Source organism: Photobacterium sp. SP02 (assembly GCF_038519165.1).
GTDB lineage: Bacteria > Pseudomonadota > Gammaproteobacteria > Enterobacterales > Vibrionaceae > Photobacterium > Photobacterium halotolerans.
Genome location: NZ_JASJOJ010000035.1, coordinates 1 through 17,021 on the forward strand (window position 1 = coordinate 1; position 17,021 = coordinate 17,021).

Below are 17,021 nucleotides of genomic sequence, written 5' to 3' on the forward strand. Positions count from 1 at the left end.
GGGAGTATATGATCACAGCCAGCCCTGATCGTCAAACTGATCTATTTTGTTCAAAAAACGTTCGTGATCTTGCCCTGCTATCACAGCTATTTTCAATCATTACATTGAACACACGAACGCCAGATTTGAAACCGAGCCGATGACGCTGGGTAATCGCAATGACTGGTTTACGCAATTCCGTCCCGACTCTCCGCACCAGCTTTTTGTTGCCCTCGAAAACCATCAAGTGATGGGGTTTGTCTGCAGCCAGCCTTACCGGCTCAGTCCCGCTTTTGCAGAAACCGTTGAAGTGACCATTTACCTTCACCCAGATGCGAAGGGGCACGGTTTGGGAAGCGCATTAATGAAAACCTTACTTGATGCTTTAGCGACTCAGCCGGTGCACTGTGCCTTATCTGGCATTGCTTTGCCAAACGAAGCATCGGTGGCGCTGCATCAGAAATTCGGATTTCGTGAGGTCGGTGTCTTTCATGACTATGCCAGAAAACAGGGTGAATACATCAGCTCGCTCTGGATGGAAAAGCAGTTTGACTAATCCCGTATTTCAGGCAGCTATTCCGATACCGATTGAAAAACAGCTGTCGCGGTCAACGGGTGCGATATGACCAATTCGAGATTTCAAAATGAAGAATACGGTTTTGCAATTAGTGCCAAAGGTGAATAGTGAACTAACCTCGCACAGTGTGTTTCTGTTCGGTGTGAATGACAGGCGGGTAAAGAGGATATTGTCGCTGCCGGTACAGAAATCGACAGTCACTCAAAACAGTAACCCAATGATCCGGCGTCGAAATTAATTTTTGGCTCAATACCGCAAAGTGGCATGTTCAGGCGAGTGCGGCGATTAAAGCAGTTGATTAGGGTATTCAATCTGATAGGGTTTCCTGATTGCATCTTGATGACCGAACCTATTGTGCCTGTGTACGGAACCGAGAGTTGAAAAGAATCATTATGGTCTGATTCCGCAACCCGAGAGCGGATATGCAAACTAGTTACAGAACGCTGGCAAGGCTTAAAGTCCCCGAGTATGAAACCCCAAAATTCTATTCAGTTGTGTCATTACCGGGTTTGCTGAACGAAGGAAGTTTCACACTCTTTATTGCGAAGCTAAAAGATTCGCATGGTACCGAATTTATTTTTACCGAAATAGCGTTTGAAGAATTGGCTAACGGCCAACAACAATGCGAAGAAATTGAACATGCTGAAATGGATGAAGAGTCCTTTGAAGAAGCAAAGAAAATTGAAGAACTCAGAAACCTTTGGCTGAACGCAACAAATTTTTAGGAATCAATCATGAAGAAAAAACTGTTGGCTTATAGTGTTGGGGCGCTTTGCGTTGGGGCAATTGCCTATCCAGCATGGAAAATAATTAAAGAGAAAATAGCATATGATAAGGATTATCAGGAGCAATTGGATCTAATTGTTGAGGCCATTGAGATAAGGCGATGGAATACAAAAAATGATCCCGCTCATTGGAATATCAACATCAGTATTCCGGAAGAACCAGAATATGAAACGTGGGATGAGAATTACTCCTTGCCAAGGTTACTGTTTAGAGCAATTAAGAAAGGTGAGCGTGACTTTAATCTATATTCAATGAATGTAGATGGAACTGATATAAAAATAATTGCAACTGATGAAGAGTTTGGAGGAAATGTAGCACCATTTGGATTTGTAAAAAAACCAAGGAGGTCACCTGATGGTAGATTTATAATTTCGACAGCATTTAATAATGGGTATTATTGTGCATTATATGATATCAAAGAGAGGATTTCATATAGAATGGCACCCAAGCCTTGTTTCGTCGAATCATGGGGATATGACGAGAAAACAGCACTAATAGCTAATAATGGGAAAACTGCATTATTGAATCTAACTGATCGTAGCCTTAAGTATTTCAAAGATATTCATGGTTATCAATTTGAAGATGCAACGGAAGGTTTTTTTGTAATCAAAGATAAAAATATCGCAGTTTCTAAAATTTATAAAGACAATGATTACCTGAAATCAATACCAGGAGATGGAGAACAAATTGTATTTGAGATGCCTGGGTTTAAGAATCCAAAGAGACAAAATTATCTTACTGATGAGTGCGTATTTGGCGGTTTTTATGGAATGAGTGAAAGCTATTTCACTTGTGATTTTAAACAAAATCAATCTACCTATAATATTTATGACTCAAGAAATCCAAGTAAAGTGATTGGTGAAAGTTTTGGTTTTTGGGTCATTGAACCTGGTGTATGGGCTATCCAAGAGGGGACTATTTATCGCGTTAAACGTGATTCTGAAGATAGTGACATTAAAAAAATGCTCTATACATACGATGCTGGTAAAGAGTATGACTTAAGAGTTTATGATGATTTTTATATATCTGAAAATTTGAAAAATAAAATTGATAATATCGATATAACAAGCCATATGCCAAAGTTGCCCACAAAGCAACAATATAAAGAAACTCTTCTAGATTTACTATATAAATAAAAGGAAAAAACTATGGGAGGCTGCTCTTCGTTATATGCCTGAGTAGTAATAGATGCGTCTACCTATCGGAGGCTTTCAACATCCCCCGCATAGAGAAGCTTCAGCAAGCTGGTTTCGTTGGCGAAGCTGCCCTTGGTTTTGGCCAGCATTCGGAACCGAATACGGCAGCCACTAAAATGGTCACTCAAAATCGAAGAGCTTAGAAATCTTTGGCTGAACGTAACAAATTTTTAGGAATATATCATGAAGAAAAAATTACTGGCTTATAGTGTTGGGGCGCTTTGCGTTGGTGCAATCGCCTACCCAGCGTGGAAAATGATTAAAGAGAAAATAGCTTATGATAAGGATTATCAGGAGCAACTTAATCTAATTGTTGAGGCTATTGAGATAAGGCGATGGAATACAAAAAGTGATCCCGCTGATTGGAATATCAACATCATTATTCCGGAAGAACCAGAATATGAAACGTGGGATGATAATTACTCCTTGCCAAGGTTGCTGTTTAGAGCAATTAAGAAAGGTGAGCGTGACTTTAATCTATATTCAATGAATTTAGATGGAACTGATATAAAAATAATTGCAACTGATGAAGAGTTTGGTGGGAATGTAGCGCCATTCGGAGTTGTAAAAAAACCTAGTCGCTCTCCGGATGGGAGGTTTATAATTTCTACAGCATTTAACAAAGGCTATTACTGCGCATTATATGATATCAAAGAGAGAGAATCATATAAACTAGCTCCAAATCCATGTTACATTGAATCATGGGTATCTGATGGATCTTCTGTATTAATAAATAACAGTGGTAAAACAGGGTTATTGAGTTTAACTGATAGGTCGTTTGAATATTTGAAAGATATTTATGGATATCAATTTGATGATGTAAATAACAGATTTTTTCTACTTAACGATAAACAGATCGCCATATCAAAAGTTTATAAAAATAATGATTTCCTAAAGTCAATTCCAGGAGATGGGAATCAAATTGTATATGAGATGCCTGGTTTTAAAAAACCTGTGAGAGAAAATTATCTGACTGAAGAATGTGAATTAGGCGGATTCTTTGGGATGACTGTAAATTACTTTACTTGTAATTTCAAACCAAATCAATCGACATATAATATTTATGATTCAAGGAATCCAAATGAAGTGATTGGTGAAAGTTATGGTTTCTGGGTCATTGAACCCGGTGTATGGGCTATTCAAAAAGGCATTGTTTATAGAGTTAAACGTGATAATGAAGATAGCGATATTAAAAAAATGCGCTATACATATGATGCTGGGAAAGAGCATGAGCTGATAGTTTATGATGATTTATATGTATCTAAAAACCTGAAGTACAATATTGATTCTATTGATATTACAAGCTATATGCCAAAATTGCCGTCAAAGAAACAATATGAAGAAACTCTTCTAAATTTACTATATAAATAAAAGGAAAAACTATGGCTAGAACAGTAAGAATTGAACCAGGGGTTTATTTGATGGGTCGGTTGCATGATCAAAACGGTCGTGTATGTAAAAACGCTAAGTTGACTACTTTACGCTTCGAAACGTTAGCTCTGCCAGAAAAAGAAATTATAGAAATTACAAACTTTAATGGTGAGGGAGAAGTCGTCCATAAAATTGATGCTAAATACCCAATTGCAAGTACGGATGAAGTTGGAAAACTATCTTTTTTAAGAAGTGAAGATATAAATATTGATCGTATGTCACTAGTTTCCATACCAACCATGAGTAATAAAACTAATAATGAATATAAAGTAAAGTTTAATTTTTCCCTAAATAACTGTTCCTAAATGTAGATCACAGGTAAGTCGAAATTGAAGGGAACTCGGTAGCGTTTGTGCGATCTGATCAGTCGCCAAACATCCAAAACTCACAAAACAGTACCGAGTGCCATGATTCTAACATTACCCGACCGGGCAGAGCGACGTCGCCTCATTAAAAATATACATAAAACCAAAGATAAGGATCATTGCCGACGTTTGACTGCCATTTTGCTTCTCGCTGAGAGGGTGTTCATAGTTCTCTGTCAGCGTAAGTCACAAATCCACAGATTGATCGACCCTGTTCGGGAAGTGGAGGCTCAACTGGGATAACGTCAGATTCCAGTTCTGTGCCGGATGCGTCCACTTATCGGAAGCCTTTAACATCCACGCATAAAGCAGCTTCAGCAAGCTGGTTTCGTTGGCGAAGCCGCCCTTGGTTTTAGTCAGTTGTCGGAGCTGGCGGTCAACCGCTTGCGGACGAACAATTACAAAAACAGCATCTTCGATTGATTCATCGCGGCAGAAAACATACATTGTTGGGCTTTTCACGTCAGTTAAGGAATTAAAATGGATATTCAGCGAATTAACCCAACAAAACGTTGGTCTGATGTCACTGTGTTCAATGGTATTGCTCACTTTGTCGAAGTCCCTGAATCTGATACCAGTGCTGATATTACGGGTCAGGCAGAACAGGTTTTTGCTCAGGCAGAAGCCATGCTGGCAAGCGTGGGCAGTGATAAGTCCCGTATTTTGTCTGTCACTATTTATATTACCGACTGGGCTAACCTTGCTGCTTTCAACGCGGCCTGGGACGCCTGGCTGCCAGAAGGCGCTGCGCCAAGCCGCGCCTGCGTGAAAGTTGAACTGGCTGACCCGGATTACCTGGTAGAGATTGCTTTTGTTGCCGCTGCCGGTAAATAGAGAATCTATTGCCATCATTTTTGTAAATGGTGGCAATTTCCCCTCCGCTTTTTGTCTTCATGATTGCTGACACGGCTATCTTTCCGATTTCGCCGCTTTGTTTGTTATTCCACTTACTTATCTTGCCACCTGTTTCTTAAACACTGTAACAAGCAGAGTAAAACTGATAGTTTTGCTGATTAGGAATGTTAACTTGTCAGTTATGCCCTTAGGTTATTTTTGGCGTATTGTTGCGCTTGCCTTTGTTCTGAACTTTTGGTCGTAAGTCGGTTTGGCAAGCAGTTAACAGGTTTCTCTGCGGGATCTCTGTTGGATAAAGGATGGCTACATTGAAAGGATTGGGTTTTGATCTTCGCTCGTTAGAAGTCTTTGTTGCTACCGCGCAGTCAGGCAACATGACGATGGCGGCTAACCAACTGGGCCTCACACAGTCCTCCGTTTCTCAGACACTCTCCTCTCTTGAGCACAATCTTAAAGTGACGCTGCTGGACAGAAGCGTTCGCCCGGTTGAGCTGACCGTCGCCGGACGCTATTTTTATGATCAGTCATGCCATTTGCTTGCTGAAGCAGAAAAAACACACGGCGTGATGACGAAAAGCAGTTTTCAGAAACTGCATTTATTACGCATTGCCATGGTTGATTCACTGGCCACCTCGTTAGGACAGCCTCTGGTTGAGGTTATTAAACGGCATACAGAAAACTGGACTATCAACACTGGCCGATCCCACATGCATGCCCAGGCGCTGCTTTCACGCAACGTTGATATTATTATTTCTGACGATGCCCTGGAAAATAACGAGCACCTCAGCCGCTACCGCCTGTTACGGGAACCTTTTGTTCTGGTCATACCCAGCCAGTTCGCCGGTCAGTATCAGGGATTACAGCAAGTCGCAAAACAGCTTGATTTTGTCCGCTACTCTAGTGACTCGCTGATAGGCGTGACGATTGAACGCTACTTACGCCGCCTGGATATGAACGTGCCGGTGAGGATGCAACTGGATAATACGTTTGCCGTGTTATCCAGTGTGGCGGCCGGACTTGGCTGGACAATCACGACACCGCTTTGTATGTTTCAGTACGGGCTGACCAATGAAGCACTCACCTGTCTCCCTCTTCCGTGCGAAGAACCCTTTTATCGCAATCTGACACTGGTCTGTCGTCACAATGAGTTGGGAAAGCTGCCGCACATTCTGGCGCAAGACAGCCGTCAAATTATCAACGAACGATTTTTTCCTCAGATTCGGGATGCTTTGCCCTGGCTGGATAAAGAACTGTATGCCGGTTAAAAGCCGACTACTGTTTGATTCTAAATAGAATAAGTGTGATTCCCACCCAGCATATAAAACAATTTCCGCATTCTATTTTGGCAATTATCAACAGCGTAGACTAGGTTGAACTTATCAATAGCGGCAAAAAAATACCAGAGTGATCTGAGTACAAATAATCAATCACAACCGCTATCGGATGAAACGGGTCTGATATTTCAGAGGTTATCGCAGCAGACACAAATGGAAGTGTGTACCTATCATGAATTCGCTGGAATTTTTTCTGAGTTCTGTCTTAAACGGCATTGGTAGTCTGTCCGATATCATTTCGGCATCGGGAGATCTATTTTCACTTCATGTCAATTTTCCTTTCTTCTGGCTGGTACTGACAGGTTTGGTACTGGCTGCATTGCTGTTGTCTGTTATCAGCCTGCTGTGGAAGCAGCACAGCCGTCGTTCCCGTGTTCACCGTGAGCTTGCCCGTGCCAATCAAAGAATGAGCCTGGCAACTTCTGTGGCGGGCATTGGTGTCTGGGAATGGGATGTGAATGCCGACACCTTGCAATGGAGCCCTTATCTGTATGATCTCTATGGTATTCGCGTCGGCAGTAAGCTGGCATTGAGTGACTGGATGTCGCGTTTGAAAAGTGGTGATGGCGACAAGGTGATCCGCTTGAAACAGATCGCGGGTAAAAACAAGCAGCAGACGCTGCTTATCGACATGATTGATCCGCTGGACGGGCAACCCAGAGTGCTAGAGTTGGTGGTGCAGGGGTTATTTAATGACGCATCTCGCCTGATTGGCACACAGCGGGATATTTCGGATGTCATTGAACGGCAGCGCCAAATGGAACAGGCCGCTTTGCAGGACAAGCTGACAGGCTTGCCAAACACTCGGGCGCTTAACCGAGTGCTCAAAGCCGCCTTTTCTGCGCCGGACGTAGAGAACAAAGTGTTCGGACTCATGTTTATCGATCTGGATGGTTTTAAGCAGGTCAATGACACTCTCGGCCATGATGTGGGTGATGCCTTGCTGCAGCACGCTTCCAAGCGGATGCGGGGATGTCTCAGGGTGGAAGATGAAGTCTTTCGCCTTGGCGGCGACGAATTTGTTGTCTGGGTGCCACTGGGTGAATACGCAGTAAAGATCAATAAGCCCGCCAAAGATATTGTCTTTGATGAAGATGAGTCTGAGCGCCGCGATCCCTCCATTCTTACCTGGGGGGATAACGATGAAGAGTTGACGTTCAGAATGGAAACCATTGCTGAAAAATTGCTGCACACTCTGACCGTGCCTTTTAATTTTGGTGACAACCAGTGCCGCGTCTCGGCCAGTATAGGGATTGCCCGATACCCGGTTCACGCGAAAGATGCGCAGACACTGCTTAAGCGGGCGGATTCAGCCATGTACCAGGCTAAGCGTCAGGGCAAACGTCAGTTTGCTCACTATGACCCTGCACCCGCACAGAGCGATGAAATTTGGCAACAGCCTGATATTGCAGAGAAAGAGCCAGGCAACAAGCAGGCTATGGGGTAGGGCTGGTGTGTCAGTTTATTGACGAATTACATTTTATTAAGTCGGTATCAGATAAAAAACACAGTGCTTATGAAAAAAAGTTCAAGTAACACAATAATTTTTTCACACAAAATTTGTACAGAATCTAATATTTGAGACAGAGAAGAGAAAAACTATTCTACAAGAATGCTTAACCAAAGTGAGGGATGTTCCATGAAGTATTTAGTATTAGCCTGGATTCACACAACAAACTTTATTCAGCGTCTGATCAAAGAAGAAAAGGGTGCCTCTGCGATTGAGTATGTGTTGATTTCGGCGTTGGTGGTTGGAGCTATCAGTTTATTTGACATTGATGGGGCATTCACTGCAGCATCAAACAAGCTTAATACGGCAATTAGTACAGCAACGATAACTTCAGAATAAGTAAGTGTTTTACTACTCTATTATTCTGTTATTGTCGTTATGTGCTATTCAGGATCTGTATGAAAGGAAAGTTTCAAATTACCTCATTGTAACAATGCTGTTCCTCGCTATTACTTATTGTTTATTAATGGACGGTGTTGGTTTTTATGAGACTTTCAGTTCAATTTTATTGGTGAGTTTGATTACTTTTCCTGGCTTTGTAAAGAATGTATTTGGTGCATCTGACGTGAAAATACTGTTAATCATGGCATTAATATTGTCTTTCACTCAGATGCTGGATGTTCTTTTATATTCATTTGTCTGCTTCGCAGTGTACTGGTGGTTGTTTGCCCGTAGCCAGAAGGAAGCTCCCTTTGTACCAAGCTTGTTGGTTGGGGTGGTTGTATCGTTATGGATTCTATAAGAAAGAAGTGCTTCAGGATCAAACGGATAAAGCAGCATGGCTCTGCCGCTCTGGAAACCATCTTGCTTCTGCCTGTTGTGCTGATGATTTTTTATGCCGTTGCCCAGTACAGCCTTATTTTTGTTTCCATTCAGATGCTGAATTATGTTTCAGAAGAAGCGCTTCGCAAGAGTATTTCCTATGTGGATGAGAATTGTTACTACGGCGGTGCTTGCGACAGCAGCGAACTGGAAGATCATATTGAGCAATCTGCAGAGTCATTAATAAAAAACTATACCGGATCAAATTCAGGCAGAGGCTCACTCTTCGGGCAGAGCCTGGATGATAACCTTTCAATCAATATCGATTCAGATACATTTTGCTGTAAAGTCACCATCATCTATAACTATAAGAACAAACCATTCTTACCGTCTTTCGGTTTGCCTGTTCCGGACGAATTAAAATCGACGGCAATATTAAATTTATAGAAATGCGCTTTGTTAGCATTTCTTAAACTATGCTGTCAGACAGCGAGAGTAGAGTGAGGGTAAAATGCAGGGACGCACGTTAAAAATTGCCGCAGCCGTCTTATTGGTAATGGCGCTCTTAATTGGCTGGTACGGGGTTACCCTGAGTGGCCGCACCTCAACGCAAGCCTCATCGCCAGCGGTTTCCGTTTCTAAGCCTGTGGTGACTGTCTGGGCTTTCGCTAATGATGTACCGAAACAGGCTGTGTTGACCGAAGATATGCTGGTCGCCACACAAGTGACCGATGCCACCGCCGAAGACATTCGCGATTATTCTCCCTTTATCGGCAGGCAGTTGAAATTGTCTGTTGTGAAAGGAACCCGCCTCAAATCTGCGCTGTTGCTGGGCCAGTTACCCATTGCACAGTCTCTGCCTCAGGGATACCGCGCGATTGCAATTCAAGCCAGCGAACTGACCACAGTCGGCGGCCATGTTCATCCCGGGTATCGGGTGGATGTGATTTACCTGCTCCGCGCTAATAAGGAATCGGGCGACAACAGTACTGCCCGGCGCATTCTGAGTAATGTAGAAGTGCTGGCTGTCGGGGATCAACTCAACTTCGACGGCAAAAAAACAGAGAAGCAAATCAACGATAAGGCCAGAACTGTCGTGCTGGCCGTTCCTGCCACAGATACGCCTCAGCTGTTGCTGGCAGAAACCACGGGGCAGCTCAGGCTGGCGGTGGTCGGCACTCAGGAGCTGGCGCCAGCCGTTGAGTTAACGGCTGACACAGAGAGCATGATGGCTTACTCGCCGGTTCCTGATCAGCCACTTGGTGCCAATCAAAAAGCGGGCGTTATCCAGGCGCCTAAAGTCATTGTTTCTTCGCAGAAAACAGCCAGTACCTCACAGGGTGCGCCTGCTGTAATGATGACAGCACCCAGCCATTCAACGGTCAAAGAGCCTGAAGATGTTAAACAGGACGACAGTTATGTCATCTCATTAAAAACACTGGGTGGCTACCGCGAAGCAGAAGTGGAAGTGAAAAAACCGACTCCGGTGAAATACCGTTACGTTGCACCTCGGGTTGAGGTGTATCAGGGCGAGAACCGAACTCTGGTTCGCACCAGTCACTGACAGGGAGAGAGTGAATGCTGCGTTTTGTTAATGGATTATGTTTGTTGGTGGGTTTAAGCCTGAGTTTGTCCGTCAATGCCCGTGATTTTCAACTGGATGTGGGTCAGCAAGTGACTGTCCATTCCGGAAAACGCATTCAGCGGGCAGCCATTGGCGAACCCTCTGTGGCGGGCGTCAAAGTATTGAGTACCTCTGAGTTACTGGTGACAGGTAAACAGACAGGGTCGACTTCTCTTTTGATTTGGGAGCAGGGAGCTTATGAGCCCGTTCGCCACCGTATTTCTGTCAATCCCGGTGATGTTGCGACATCCAATATTCAGGTGCAGACAGACATCAAAGTGGTCGAAGTGAGTAAAAGTGCGCTCAAGGAAGCCGGCTTCTTTTTCGGTAAACAGGGCACTGGCGGTACGTTTTGGGGCATTGGCAATGCCAGCGCGATTACAGGCGCTTCGTTCAATGGTTTTCGTGGCAGCTTCTTATCCAGTGGCGATGCGTTCAATCTGGTGATCGGCAATGTGGCGGATCATTTTCTCGGCACAGTGAGTGCGCTGGACAGCAACGGCTTTGCCTACACGCTGGCCGAACCCAGCCTGGTGACTATGTCCGGCCACACGGCGACCTTTCTGGCCGGTGGGGAATTTCCGTATCCGAAAAGCACCAGTGATGATGACATCAGCATTGAGTTTAAAGAATTTGGGGTTCGTCTGAATCTGACGCCGACTGTGATGTCGGGCGATCGCATCATGCTGAAAGTGGCCCCTGAAGTGAGTGAGCTGAACTATGCCCAGGGTGTGCAGGCCTCCGGTGTGATAGTGCCGGGACTGTCAGTACGCCGCACAGACACCACAGTCCAGCTGGGCAATGGCGAAAGCTTTGTGATCAGCGGGCTGGTCAGCCGCAGCACTATCAAAAATGCCAACCGTTTTCCGGGATTGGGTGACATTCCTATTCTTGGCGCTTTTTTCCGCTCAACCCGGTTAGAGGACAATGACAAAGAACTCATGATGGTCGTTACGCCTCATCTGGTGAAACCCTTTGCCAGTAATGCGCCACTACCACCGTTACCGGGCGAAATGTATCGTCAGTTTAAACCCAACTTTTTCGAATTAATTTTTCTGGATGCTGAACCCAGAGAACTACCCGTAAAAATGGGTTTTGCAGGGGAGGGTTAAGATGCAGCTTATGGCCTATACGGCGGATCATCACGCCAAACTGGATGTGTCAGAAGCGATCCCGGAAGGGTGTACGCTGACATGGATAGAGGATGCGTCTCATCTTAGCTCTAACCTGGCCTGGAAACAGACGCGTATTCTGATCTTAGTGGCCTCTGACTGGCCAATGCCCGATATCGACAGCATGATGGACAACTTTGCGCCCCGGCACGTCATTCTGGTGGATCTGACACCAGAGGCGCACTGGCATGGCATTCAGCAAAACCAGCAGGTACGCAAACACCTTCACTGGTGTGAGCTGGAAGGACTGACAGATCTGATCATTCACCTGACGCAGATGACGTCTTTTGACGCCACGTCGCGTTTAGCGCTGCTATCGCCGCGTAATGATTGTGATGGTGCGTTACTGGCTATAACCACAGCGTCACAACTGCAACGAAAGCACAAACAGCCTGTCCTGTTATTGGATCTGGGGCGACCTTACAGCGATGTCTCATCTTATTTGGGCAGCGGTGACCGTATTGATTTTCTCACCTTGCTGGAGAAGAAAGATTACCTCAGTGCGCAGTGGCTGGAAGAGCAAGAGTTGGACGCCGGAGCTGGCATTCATGTTATTGGCATGCCGGACTCGGACAATTACAGTGCTGTGACCATGGAAGCGCTGGTGGAAGTGATGGACCTGCTGGAGGATATGTACAGCAATATCATTATTAATCTCACCGGTATGCCACCCAGTCCTTTGCTGTTTTTCATGGTCAATCGCTGCGATCAGCATTGGCTGCTGGCCGATCAGAAAAACGTCAGTCTGAAAAGCGCCTGCGATCTGGCTGAATTACTTTATCTCCAGGGGATCAGGCCGGGCAGCGTGAATTTAGTGCTGGCGCCTTTTTCCCCTGAGGTGATGCCAGGGAAAGAGATGATTCAGAATCAGCTCCCCATCTTAGTTCGCGGCGATTTGCCATACACCTATGCAGTCATCACTGACATCAATGCTAACGCACTGTTTCCGCCCAGCGGTGAGTTCAGGTTGTACATGAAGGCGGTTGAGAAATTGCTCTGGCTGTCGACAGAAAAATCACGCTGGCAGTTTTCTCTGGGCTGGTAAGAATTCTTGGGTGATTTCTCAAATCAAGGAGTCGGTATGGGAAGTGAAATGGTGTGGCCAAGCAGGGAATTGGTGATTCAGCAGGAAGAATCGACGCTGGCTCTGAAAGCGGAATTACACCGCTACATCATAGAGCAGCTGGAAGAAGATGGCCTGATGTTCGAGATGGAACGTCAGGAAATGCAGCCACATGTTCATGATTATGTTCGCCAGTATTTTCAACAGCATAAGGAACTGAATCAACATCTGAACATGCAGGAACTGGTCACGGAACTGATGGATGAAATCGTCGGTTTTGGCCCGTTACAGAACCTGCTGGATGACCCAAACATCGACGATATTCTGATTAACGGCCCGAAAAATATCTACGTTGAGCGAAGTGGTCAGTTAAGCCGGATTTCCCTGAGATTCATGAATGATCAGCATGTTTTGCGGGTGATTCGCCGTATGATTTCGCCAATTGGCCGGCGAATTGATGAATCCAACCCTATGGTGGATGCCCGTTTGCCTGACGGCAGCCGGATCAATGCGGTGATCCCGCCCTTGTCTATTGATGGCCCTTGTCTGTCGATCCGGAAATTTAAAAAGGAAGGTCTGACGGCGGATACCTTAATTCAAAATGGCGCCATGAGCGTTGCCATGCATCAGTTGCTGAGAAGCTGTGCGAAATCGCGTTTTAATATTCTGATCAGTGGTTCAACGGGGTCTGGTAAAACCACCTTGCTCAATATTCTCAGCCAGTACATCAATACCGGCGAACGTATTGTAACCATTGAAGATGCCGCCGAACTGCAGCTCAGAAACGGGCACGTTGTCCGTCTGGAAACCCGTCCGCCGAACTCAGAGGGCCATGGCGAAGTTACCGCCAGAGACTTGCTTAAAAATGCCCTGAGGATGCGGCCTGATCGCATCATTCTGGGTGAAAGCCGTGGTGGCGAAGTGCTGGATATGTTGCAGGCGATGAACACAGGCCACCAAGGGTCGATGAGTACCCTGCATGCTAACTCGCCGCGCGATGCGCTGGTGCGACTGGAAATGATGGTCACACTGGCCGGTTTCACCTCTACCGAATCGCTGATTAAACAAATTATTGCCACTGCGCTGGATATGATTGTTCAGGTTTCACGCCTGCCAAACGGTAAGCGGGTCATTACTCACATTGTTGAAGTTCAGGACGTGGCGGACGATCAGATCCGTATTCAGGAACTGTATAAATATAACCAGCAGACGGAAGATTTTCTGCCCGTTGATGCTATGTCAGTCCACCTGCGTAAAAAGCTGGAGGAGGGGCTATGAACAGCGCGATCTTTATCGCGGTAGTATTGCTGTTTGCCAGCTGCGTATTGATGGTGATTGCCACCAGGCGCCCCAAAGCTGCGACAGAAAAAGCTGCCACAGAGAAAGCCCGGAAACAGGGCGCAGACGAACGGCCTGTCCAGCGTAAGGATCGCATGCTGGAAAACTGGCAGCGACTGGGGTTGAGCACATCGGCTTACATGCTGGTGGTGTATGCAGCTTGCCTGTTGTGCGGGCCTTTCGTGCTGGCGCGCCTGTCCGGTATTGGCGGGCTGGGCATTGGGTTGCTTGTTTCTGTGGGGTTTATTCTGCTGCTGGGGCAGATCCGAAAAAGCAATAAACGCCGGAGGATTCTTCAGCAGCTACCTGGTTTTATTGATCACCTCAATCGTCGTGTACATGTAGGTATGTCACTTAATAAAGCGGTCGAGCAGGTGCTGCCCGCGATGAATAATCCTTTACACCGTGTTGCCCAACGGGCGGTTCAGCGCACCAGTCTGGGCACAGAGCTTTATGACTCCTTTTATAAAGAAGCAAAAATAACCGGTGTACAGGAATTTGCGCTGCTTGGCTCTGTGTTTAAGGTGAATCATCAGTTTGGCGGCAGCGTGACGGCGGCATTAGAGAATTTGGTTGAGCTGCTGCATCAGCAGGAACGCAGCCAGCGGGAACTGAAGTCAATGACAGGGGAAACCCGGGTGACAGCCTGGGTGATGGGGTTAGCACCGACGGCCATGGCAATTTATATGCTGGTGTCTAATCCTCAGCAGTTGTTGTCTATGTGGGCCGATGAGTCAGGCCGGCAGGCGCTGATGCTGGGCATTGGGGCGCAGGTACTGGGCGCTTTGGTGTTGTGGCGCATGGTTCGGTCGTTATAAGGCGGTTTGGCTGGGTTCATGCCGCCAGTGTCAGTGATACAGAAGTACAGGTAGGGAAACACAATGACAGTCACCGCTTATTTGATCATTGCCAGTTTATTGCTCACTGCAGGCGGGGCCGGTTTGATGTACTGGTCAGTCAAATTACAAAAAGCACGCAGTGTAGAGCAAAACCTTGCCAAATCGCTGGGTAAGACACCCGGTGAGCGTGTGATTCAAACTGGCCAGATGCTGTGGGGCAAAACCAAGCGGCGCAATGCTTCATTTCTGAGCGAGATTCTCGAGATGATGCGCAAAGCCGGATACATCTCCAACCGCGAGCAGACACTGGCCGTGTTCAGAATGGCTGCCGTGTGGTGTGCCGTTCAGCTGGTATTTGCCAGCCAGCTTATCCAGGCTGATGCCTCGGTGAACAATAAAATCAGCTTAGTGTTTATCAGTGCGCTCGGCACGGCTTATCTCACCATTCAATGGCTTAAGAAAAAAGCCGCCAAGCGCACCCGGATTATTGATGAAGAAATGATCATCGGCCTGCAGGTCATGAAAATTTTGTGGGATGTCGGTTTGTCGCTGGAGAGTTTGTTGCGCACCCTGACTCGCGAACTGTCGGAATTGACCCCAGAACTGAACAAGGAACTGAAGCTGGTACTCAGCAAAATTGAAGCGGGCCAGGAACGTTCCTCTGCTTTCAGCGAAGTGGCCAGTGTGAATGATTCCACCGGCATGCAGGATTTGCTAACCATGCTGGCGCAGGTATCTGAAACCGGCGGCAATATGTCGGCTTCGCTGAATCAGTTATCTCAGTTGTTACAGGACAGACGACGTACTCAATTGCATGAAAAAGTCACCAAGCTGTCGGGGAAAATGTCGGTGGTCATGATGGTGTTCCTGTTTCCGGCGCTGTTTGTCGTGCTAGCCGGACCGGGGTTCATGGCACTCATCAAGGCGATTGGCAGTTGATGCCTTCTGCCATTAACGTGCGGCGGTAAAGTAACACTAAGAATGACAAGGATGTGGATATGAAAAGTCAGTTTAGCAACAGATTTATCAGGCATTACCGCTATTGGACAGGCGGCCTGCTGGCAATAACGCTGACTGCCTGCTCCGGTTCGCCTCAGGAAGAAACGGCCCAGCAAACGGCAAACAAGGCCGTACAGTCTGGCGCTTGTGGTGAAACACTGATCGCCAAAGACGGCATGAAGCTGTCGATGGTGAAACAGCAAATGGATCAAGGCCAGTATTATCTGGCACTGGCGGCTTTGGATGACTTGGATGAGGATGGCCTGAGCGTGAAAATCATGCGTGCTAACAGCTACCGCAAACTGGGTAAATGGGATGAAGCGTCCGCTTTATATAAAGAGATGCTGAACACCTGCCTTGCGGGCAGTGCGTATCACGGCCTGGGCTTGATCGCTTCGTATCAGGGCAATATGCAGGACGCCATGAAGTGGATGGAAAAAGCGGCCAAAGCTGCACCGGTTGAAGCCGATGTCCGCAATGATCTTGGCTTTTTGCTGCTGGTAACAGGGCAGGATCAGAAAGCCAGAGATGAATTGTTAACCGCGCTGGAGCTGAATCCGTTGCATCCGAATGCGGCGAAAAATCTGTGGTTCGTTTTATTGAAAACCAACCAGAAACAAGCGGCTGCGACGCTGGCTTCCCGGTTTGAATGGGACTATGCCGATCAGCAGGAAATGATGGATGCCATTACTGCCTTCAGGCCGTTGCAGCTGGATCCTTCTCAATCGGGCAAAGAAAGTACAGGAGCTTTGTGATGAAAAGGACATACACCTCTTTGATCACTGCGATGGCGTTTGCGCTTGCAGGCACTGCCGCGCCGGTTATGGCAGAAACAATACCGACGCAGGCCGCAGAAACACCTTCAGCGACAGAAGCGGGAAAAATCAGTGCGTATCCGGCAACCACTACAGCGCAGTTAAAACCTGTGATGAAAAGTGAGCGCAAGAACATGACGCAGCTCTGGCTGAATATGCAGACGCGCGGCCAGATGGCAACATCCCAGACCGATACCCTGACGCCGGAAGCCGCGAAGGCAACCCAAGAGCGTATGCAGCAAAGCTTCAGCCACCCGATTCCGGATAAATTTATTAAAGACAACTTTGGTGGCAGTTAATGGTGAATCAAAAACCGGACTTACACGAACTTGGTGCACTTGCTCGTTATTTTTGTGTACTGACTTGTTGTTTTCAC

At 46.4% G+C, this 17,021-nt stretch carries 19 protein-coding genes and 2 pseudogenes; 20 read left to right on the plus strand and 1 reads right to left on the minus strand.

Features of this window, described 5'->3' with window-relative positions; all coding sequences use genetic code 11:
• The first annotated feature begins 79 nt into the window (after positions 1-79).
• From P0Y67_RS14715 to P0Y67_RS14740, 6 genes and pseudogenes are all read left to right on the plus strand, one after another.
• Positions 80-535, plus strand: a complete 456-nt coding sequence (locus P0Y67_RS14715; protein ID WP_342392504.1) for a GNAT family N-acetyltransferase — start codon at positions 80-82, stop codon at positions 533-535.
• Positions 536-978: 443 nt separating this feature from the next.
• The gene (locus P0Y67_RS14720; protein WP_342392465.1) at positions 979-1,281 is read left to right on the plus strand and encodes a hypothetical protein; all 303 of its coding nucleotides are present in this window, start codon (positions 979-981) and stop codon (positions 1,279-1,281) included.
• Between the two features lie 9 nt (positions 1,282-1,290).
• Positions 1,291-2,478: a hypothetical protein gene (locus P0Y67_RS14725; RefSeq protein WP_342392466.1), complete on the plus strand. Its 1,188-nt coding sequence runs from the start codon at positions 1,291-1,293 to the stop codon at positions 2,476-2,478.
• A 243-nt stretch (positions 2,479-2,721) separates the two neighbouring features.
• Entirely contained in the window at positions 2,722-3,909 is a 1,188-nt protein-coding gene (locus tag P0Y67_RS14730; protein WP_342392467.1) for a hypothetical protein, read from the plus strand.
• An 11-nt stretch (positions 3,910-3,920) separates the two neighbouring features.
• Positions 3,921-4,274, plus strand: coding sequence for a hypothetical protein (locus tag P0Y67_RS14735; protein WP_342392468.1), 354 nt, complete (start codon positions 3,921-3,923; stop codon positions 4,272-4,274).
• A 102-nt stretch (positions 4,275-4,376) separates the two neighbouring features.
• Positions 4,377-4,490 (plus strand): annotated as a pseudogene (locus P0Y67_RS14740) (IS630 family transposase); the annotation flags it as partial.
• Positions 4,491-4,520: 30 nt separating this feature from the next.
• Here P0Y67_RS14740 and P0Y67_RS14745 read toward each other — a convergent pair.
• Positions 4,521-4,718, minus strand: a pseudogene (locus P0Y67_RS14745) (IS256 family transposase); the annotation flags it as partial.
• A gap of 96 nt (positions 4,719-4,814) precedes the next feature.
• Here P0Y67_RS14745 and P0Y67_RS14750 point away from each other — a divergent pair.
• From P0Y67_RS14750 to P0Y67_RS14810, 14 genes are all read left to right on the plus strand, one after another.
• Complete coding sequence (locus P0Y67_RS14750; protein WP_120512607.1) at positions 4,815-5,168, plus strand: RidA family protein; 354 nt, start codon at positions 4,815-4,817, stop codon at positions 5,166-5,168.
• Between the two features lie 320 nt (positions 5,169-5,488).
• Positions 5,489-6,454, plus strand: coding sequence for a LysR family transcriptional regulator (locus P0Y67_RS14755; RefSeq protein ID WP_342392470.1), 966 nt, complete (start codon positions 5,489-5,491; stop codon positions 6,452-6,454).
• A 241-nt stretch (positions 6,455-6,695) separates the two neighbouring features.
• Positions 6,696-7,970 (plus strand): GGDEF domain-containing protein, encoded by a 1,275-nt coding sequence (locus tag P0Y67_RS14760; RefSeq protein ID WP_342392471.1) that lies wholly within the window; start codon positions 6,696-6,698, stop codon positions 7,968-7,970.
• A 192-nt stretch (positions 7,971-8,162) separates the two neighbouring features.
• The gene (locus tag P0Y67_RS14765) at positions 8,163-8,372 is read left to right on the plus strand and encodes a Flp family type IVb pilin (RefSeq protein ID WP_342392472.1); all 210 of its coding nucleotides are present in this window, start codon (positions 8,163-8,165) and stop codon (positions 8,370-8,372) included.
• A 4-nt stretch (positions 8,373-8,376) separates the two neighbouring features.
• A complete protein-coding gene (locus tag P0Y67_RS23030) occupies positions 8,377-8,775 on the plus strand; it encodes a prepilin peptidase (RefSeq protein WP_446728839.1) in 399 nt (132 codons plus the stop codon).
• The gene (locus tag P0Y67_RS14770) at positions 8,763-9,242 is read left to right on the plus strand and encodes a TadE family protein (protein ID WP_342392473.1); all 480 of its coding nucleotides are present in this window, start codon (positions 8,763-8,765) and stop codon (positions 9,240-9,242) included. Before P0Y67_RS23030 ends, P0Y67_RS14770 begins: the two co-directional genes overlap by 13 nt.
• A 64-nt stretch (positions 9,243-9,306) precedes the next feature.
• Complete coding sequence (cpaB, locus tag P0Y67_RS14775) at positions 9,307-10,359, plus strand: Flp pilus assembly protein CpaB (protein ID WP_342392474.1); 1,053 nt, start codon at positions 9,307-9,309, stop codon at positions 10,357-10,359.
• 14 nt (positions 10,360-10,373) lie between these two features.
• Entirely contained in the window at positions 10,374-11,531 is a 1,158-nt protein-coding gene (locus tag P0Y67_RS14780) for a type II and III secretion system protein family protein (protein WP_342392475.1), read from the plus strand.
• Between the two features lies 1 nt (position 11,532).
• Complete coding sequence (locus tag P0Y67_RS14785; RefSeq protein WP_342392476.1) at positions 11,533-12,636, plus strand: hypothetical protein; 1,104 nt, start codon at positions 11,533-11,535, stop codon at positions 12,634-12,636.
• 36 nt (positions 12,637-12,672) lie between these two features.
• Positions 12,673-13,932 carry a CpaF family protein gene (locus P0Y67_RS14790; protein ID WP_342392477.1) on the plus strand — a complete coding sequence of 420 codons (1,260 nt, stop codon included), beginning with the start codon at positions 12,673-12,675 and terminating at the stop codon, positions 13,930-13,932.
• On the plus strand, positions 13,929-14,810 hold the full coding sequence (locus P0Y67_RS14795) for a type II secretion system F family protein (RefSeq protein WP_342392478.1): 882 nt from the start codon (positions 13,929-13,931) through the stop codon (positions 14,808-14,810). Before P0Y67_RS14790 ends, P0Y67_RS14795 begins: the two co-directional genes overlap by 4 nt.
• A gap of 63 nt (positions 14,811-14,873) precedes the next feature.
• Complete coding sequence (locus P0Y67_RS14800) at positions 14,874-15,770, plus strand: type II secretion system F family protein (protein WP_342392479.1); 897 nt, start codon at positions 14,874-14,876, stop codon at positions 15,768-15,770.
• Between the two features lie 59 nt (positions 15,771-15,829).
• Entirely contained in the window at positions 15,830-16,585 is a 756-nt protein-coding gene (locus P0Y67_RS14805) for a tetratricopeptide repeat protein (protein ID WP_342392480.1), read from the plus strand.
• Complete coding sequence (locus P0Y67_RS14810; RefSeq protein ID WP_027250681.1) at positions 16,585-16,944, plus strand: DUF3613 domain-containing protein; 360 nt, start codon at positions 16,585-16,587, stop codon at positions 16,942-16,944. Before P0Y67_RS14805 ends, P0Y67_RS14810 begins: the two co-directional genes overlap by 1 nt.
• The last annotated feature ends 77 nt before the right edge of the window (positions 16,945-17,021 follow it).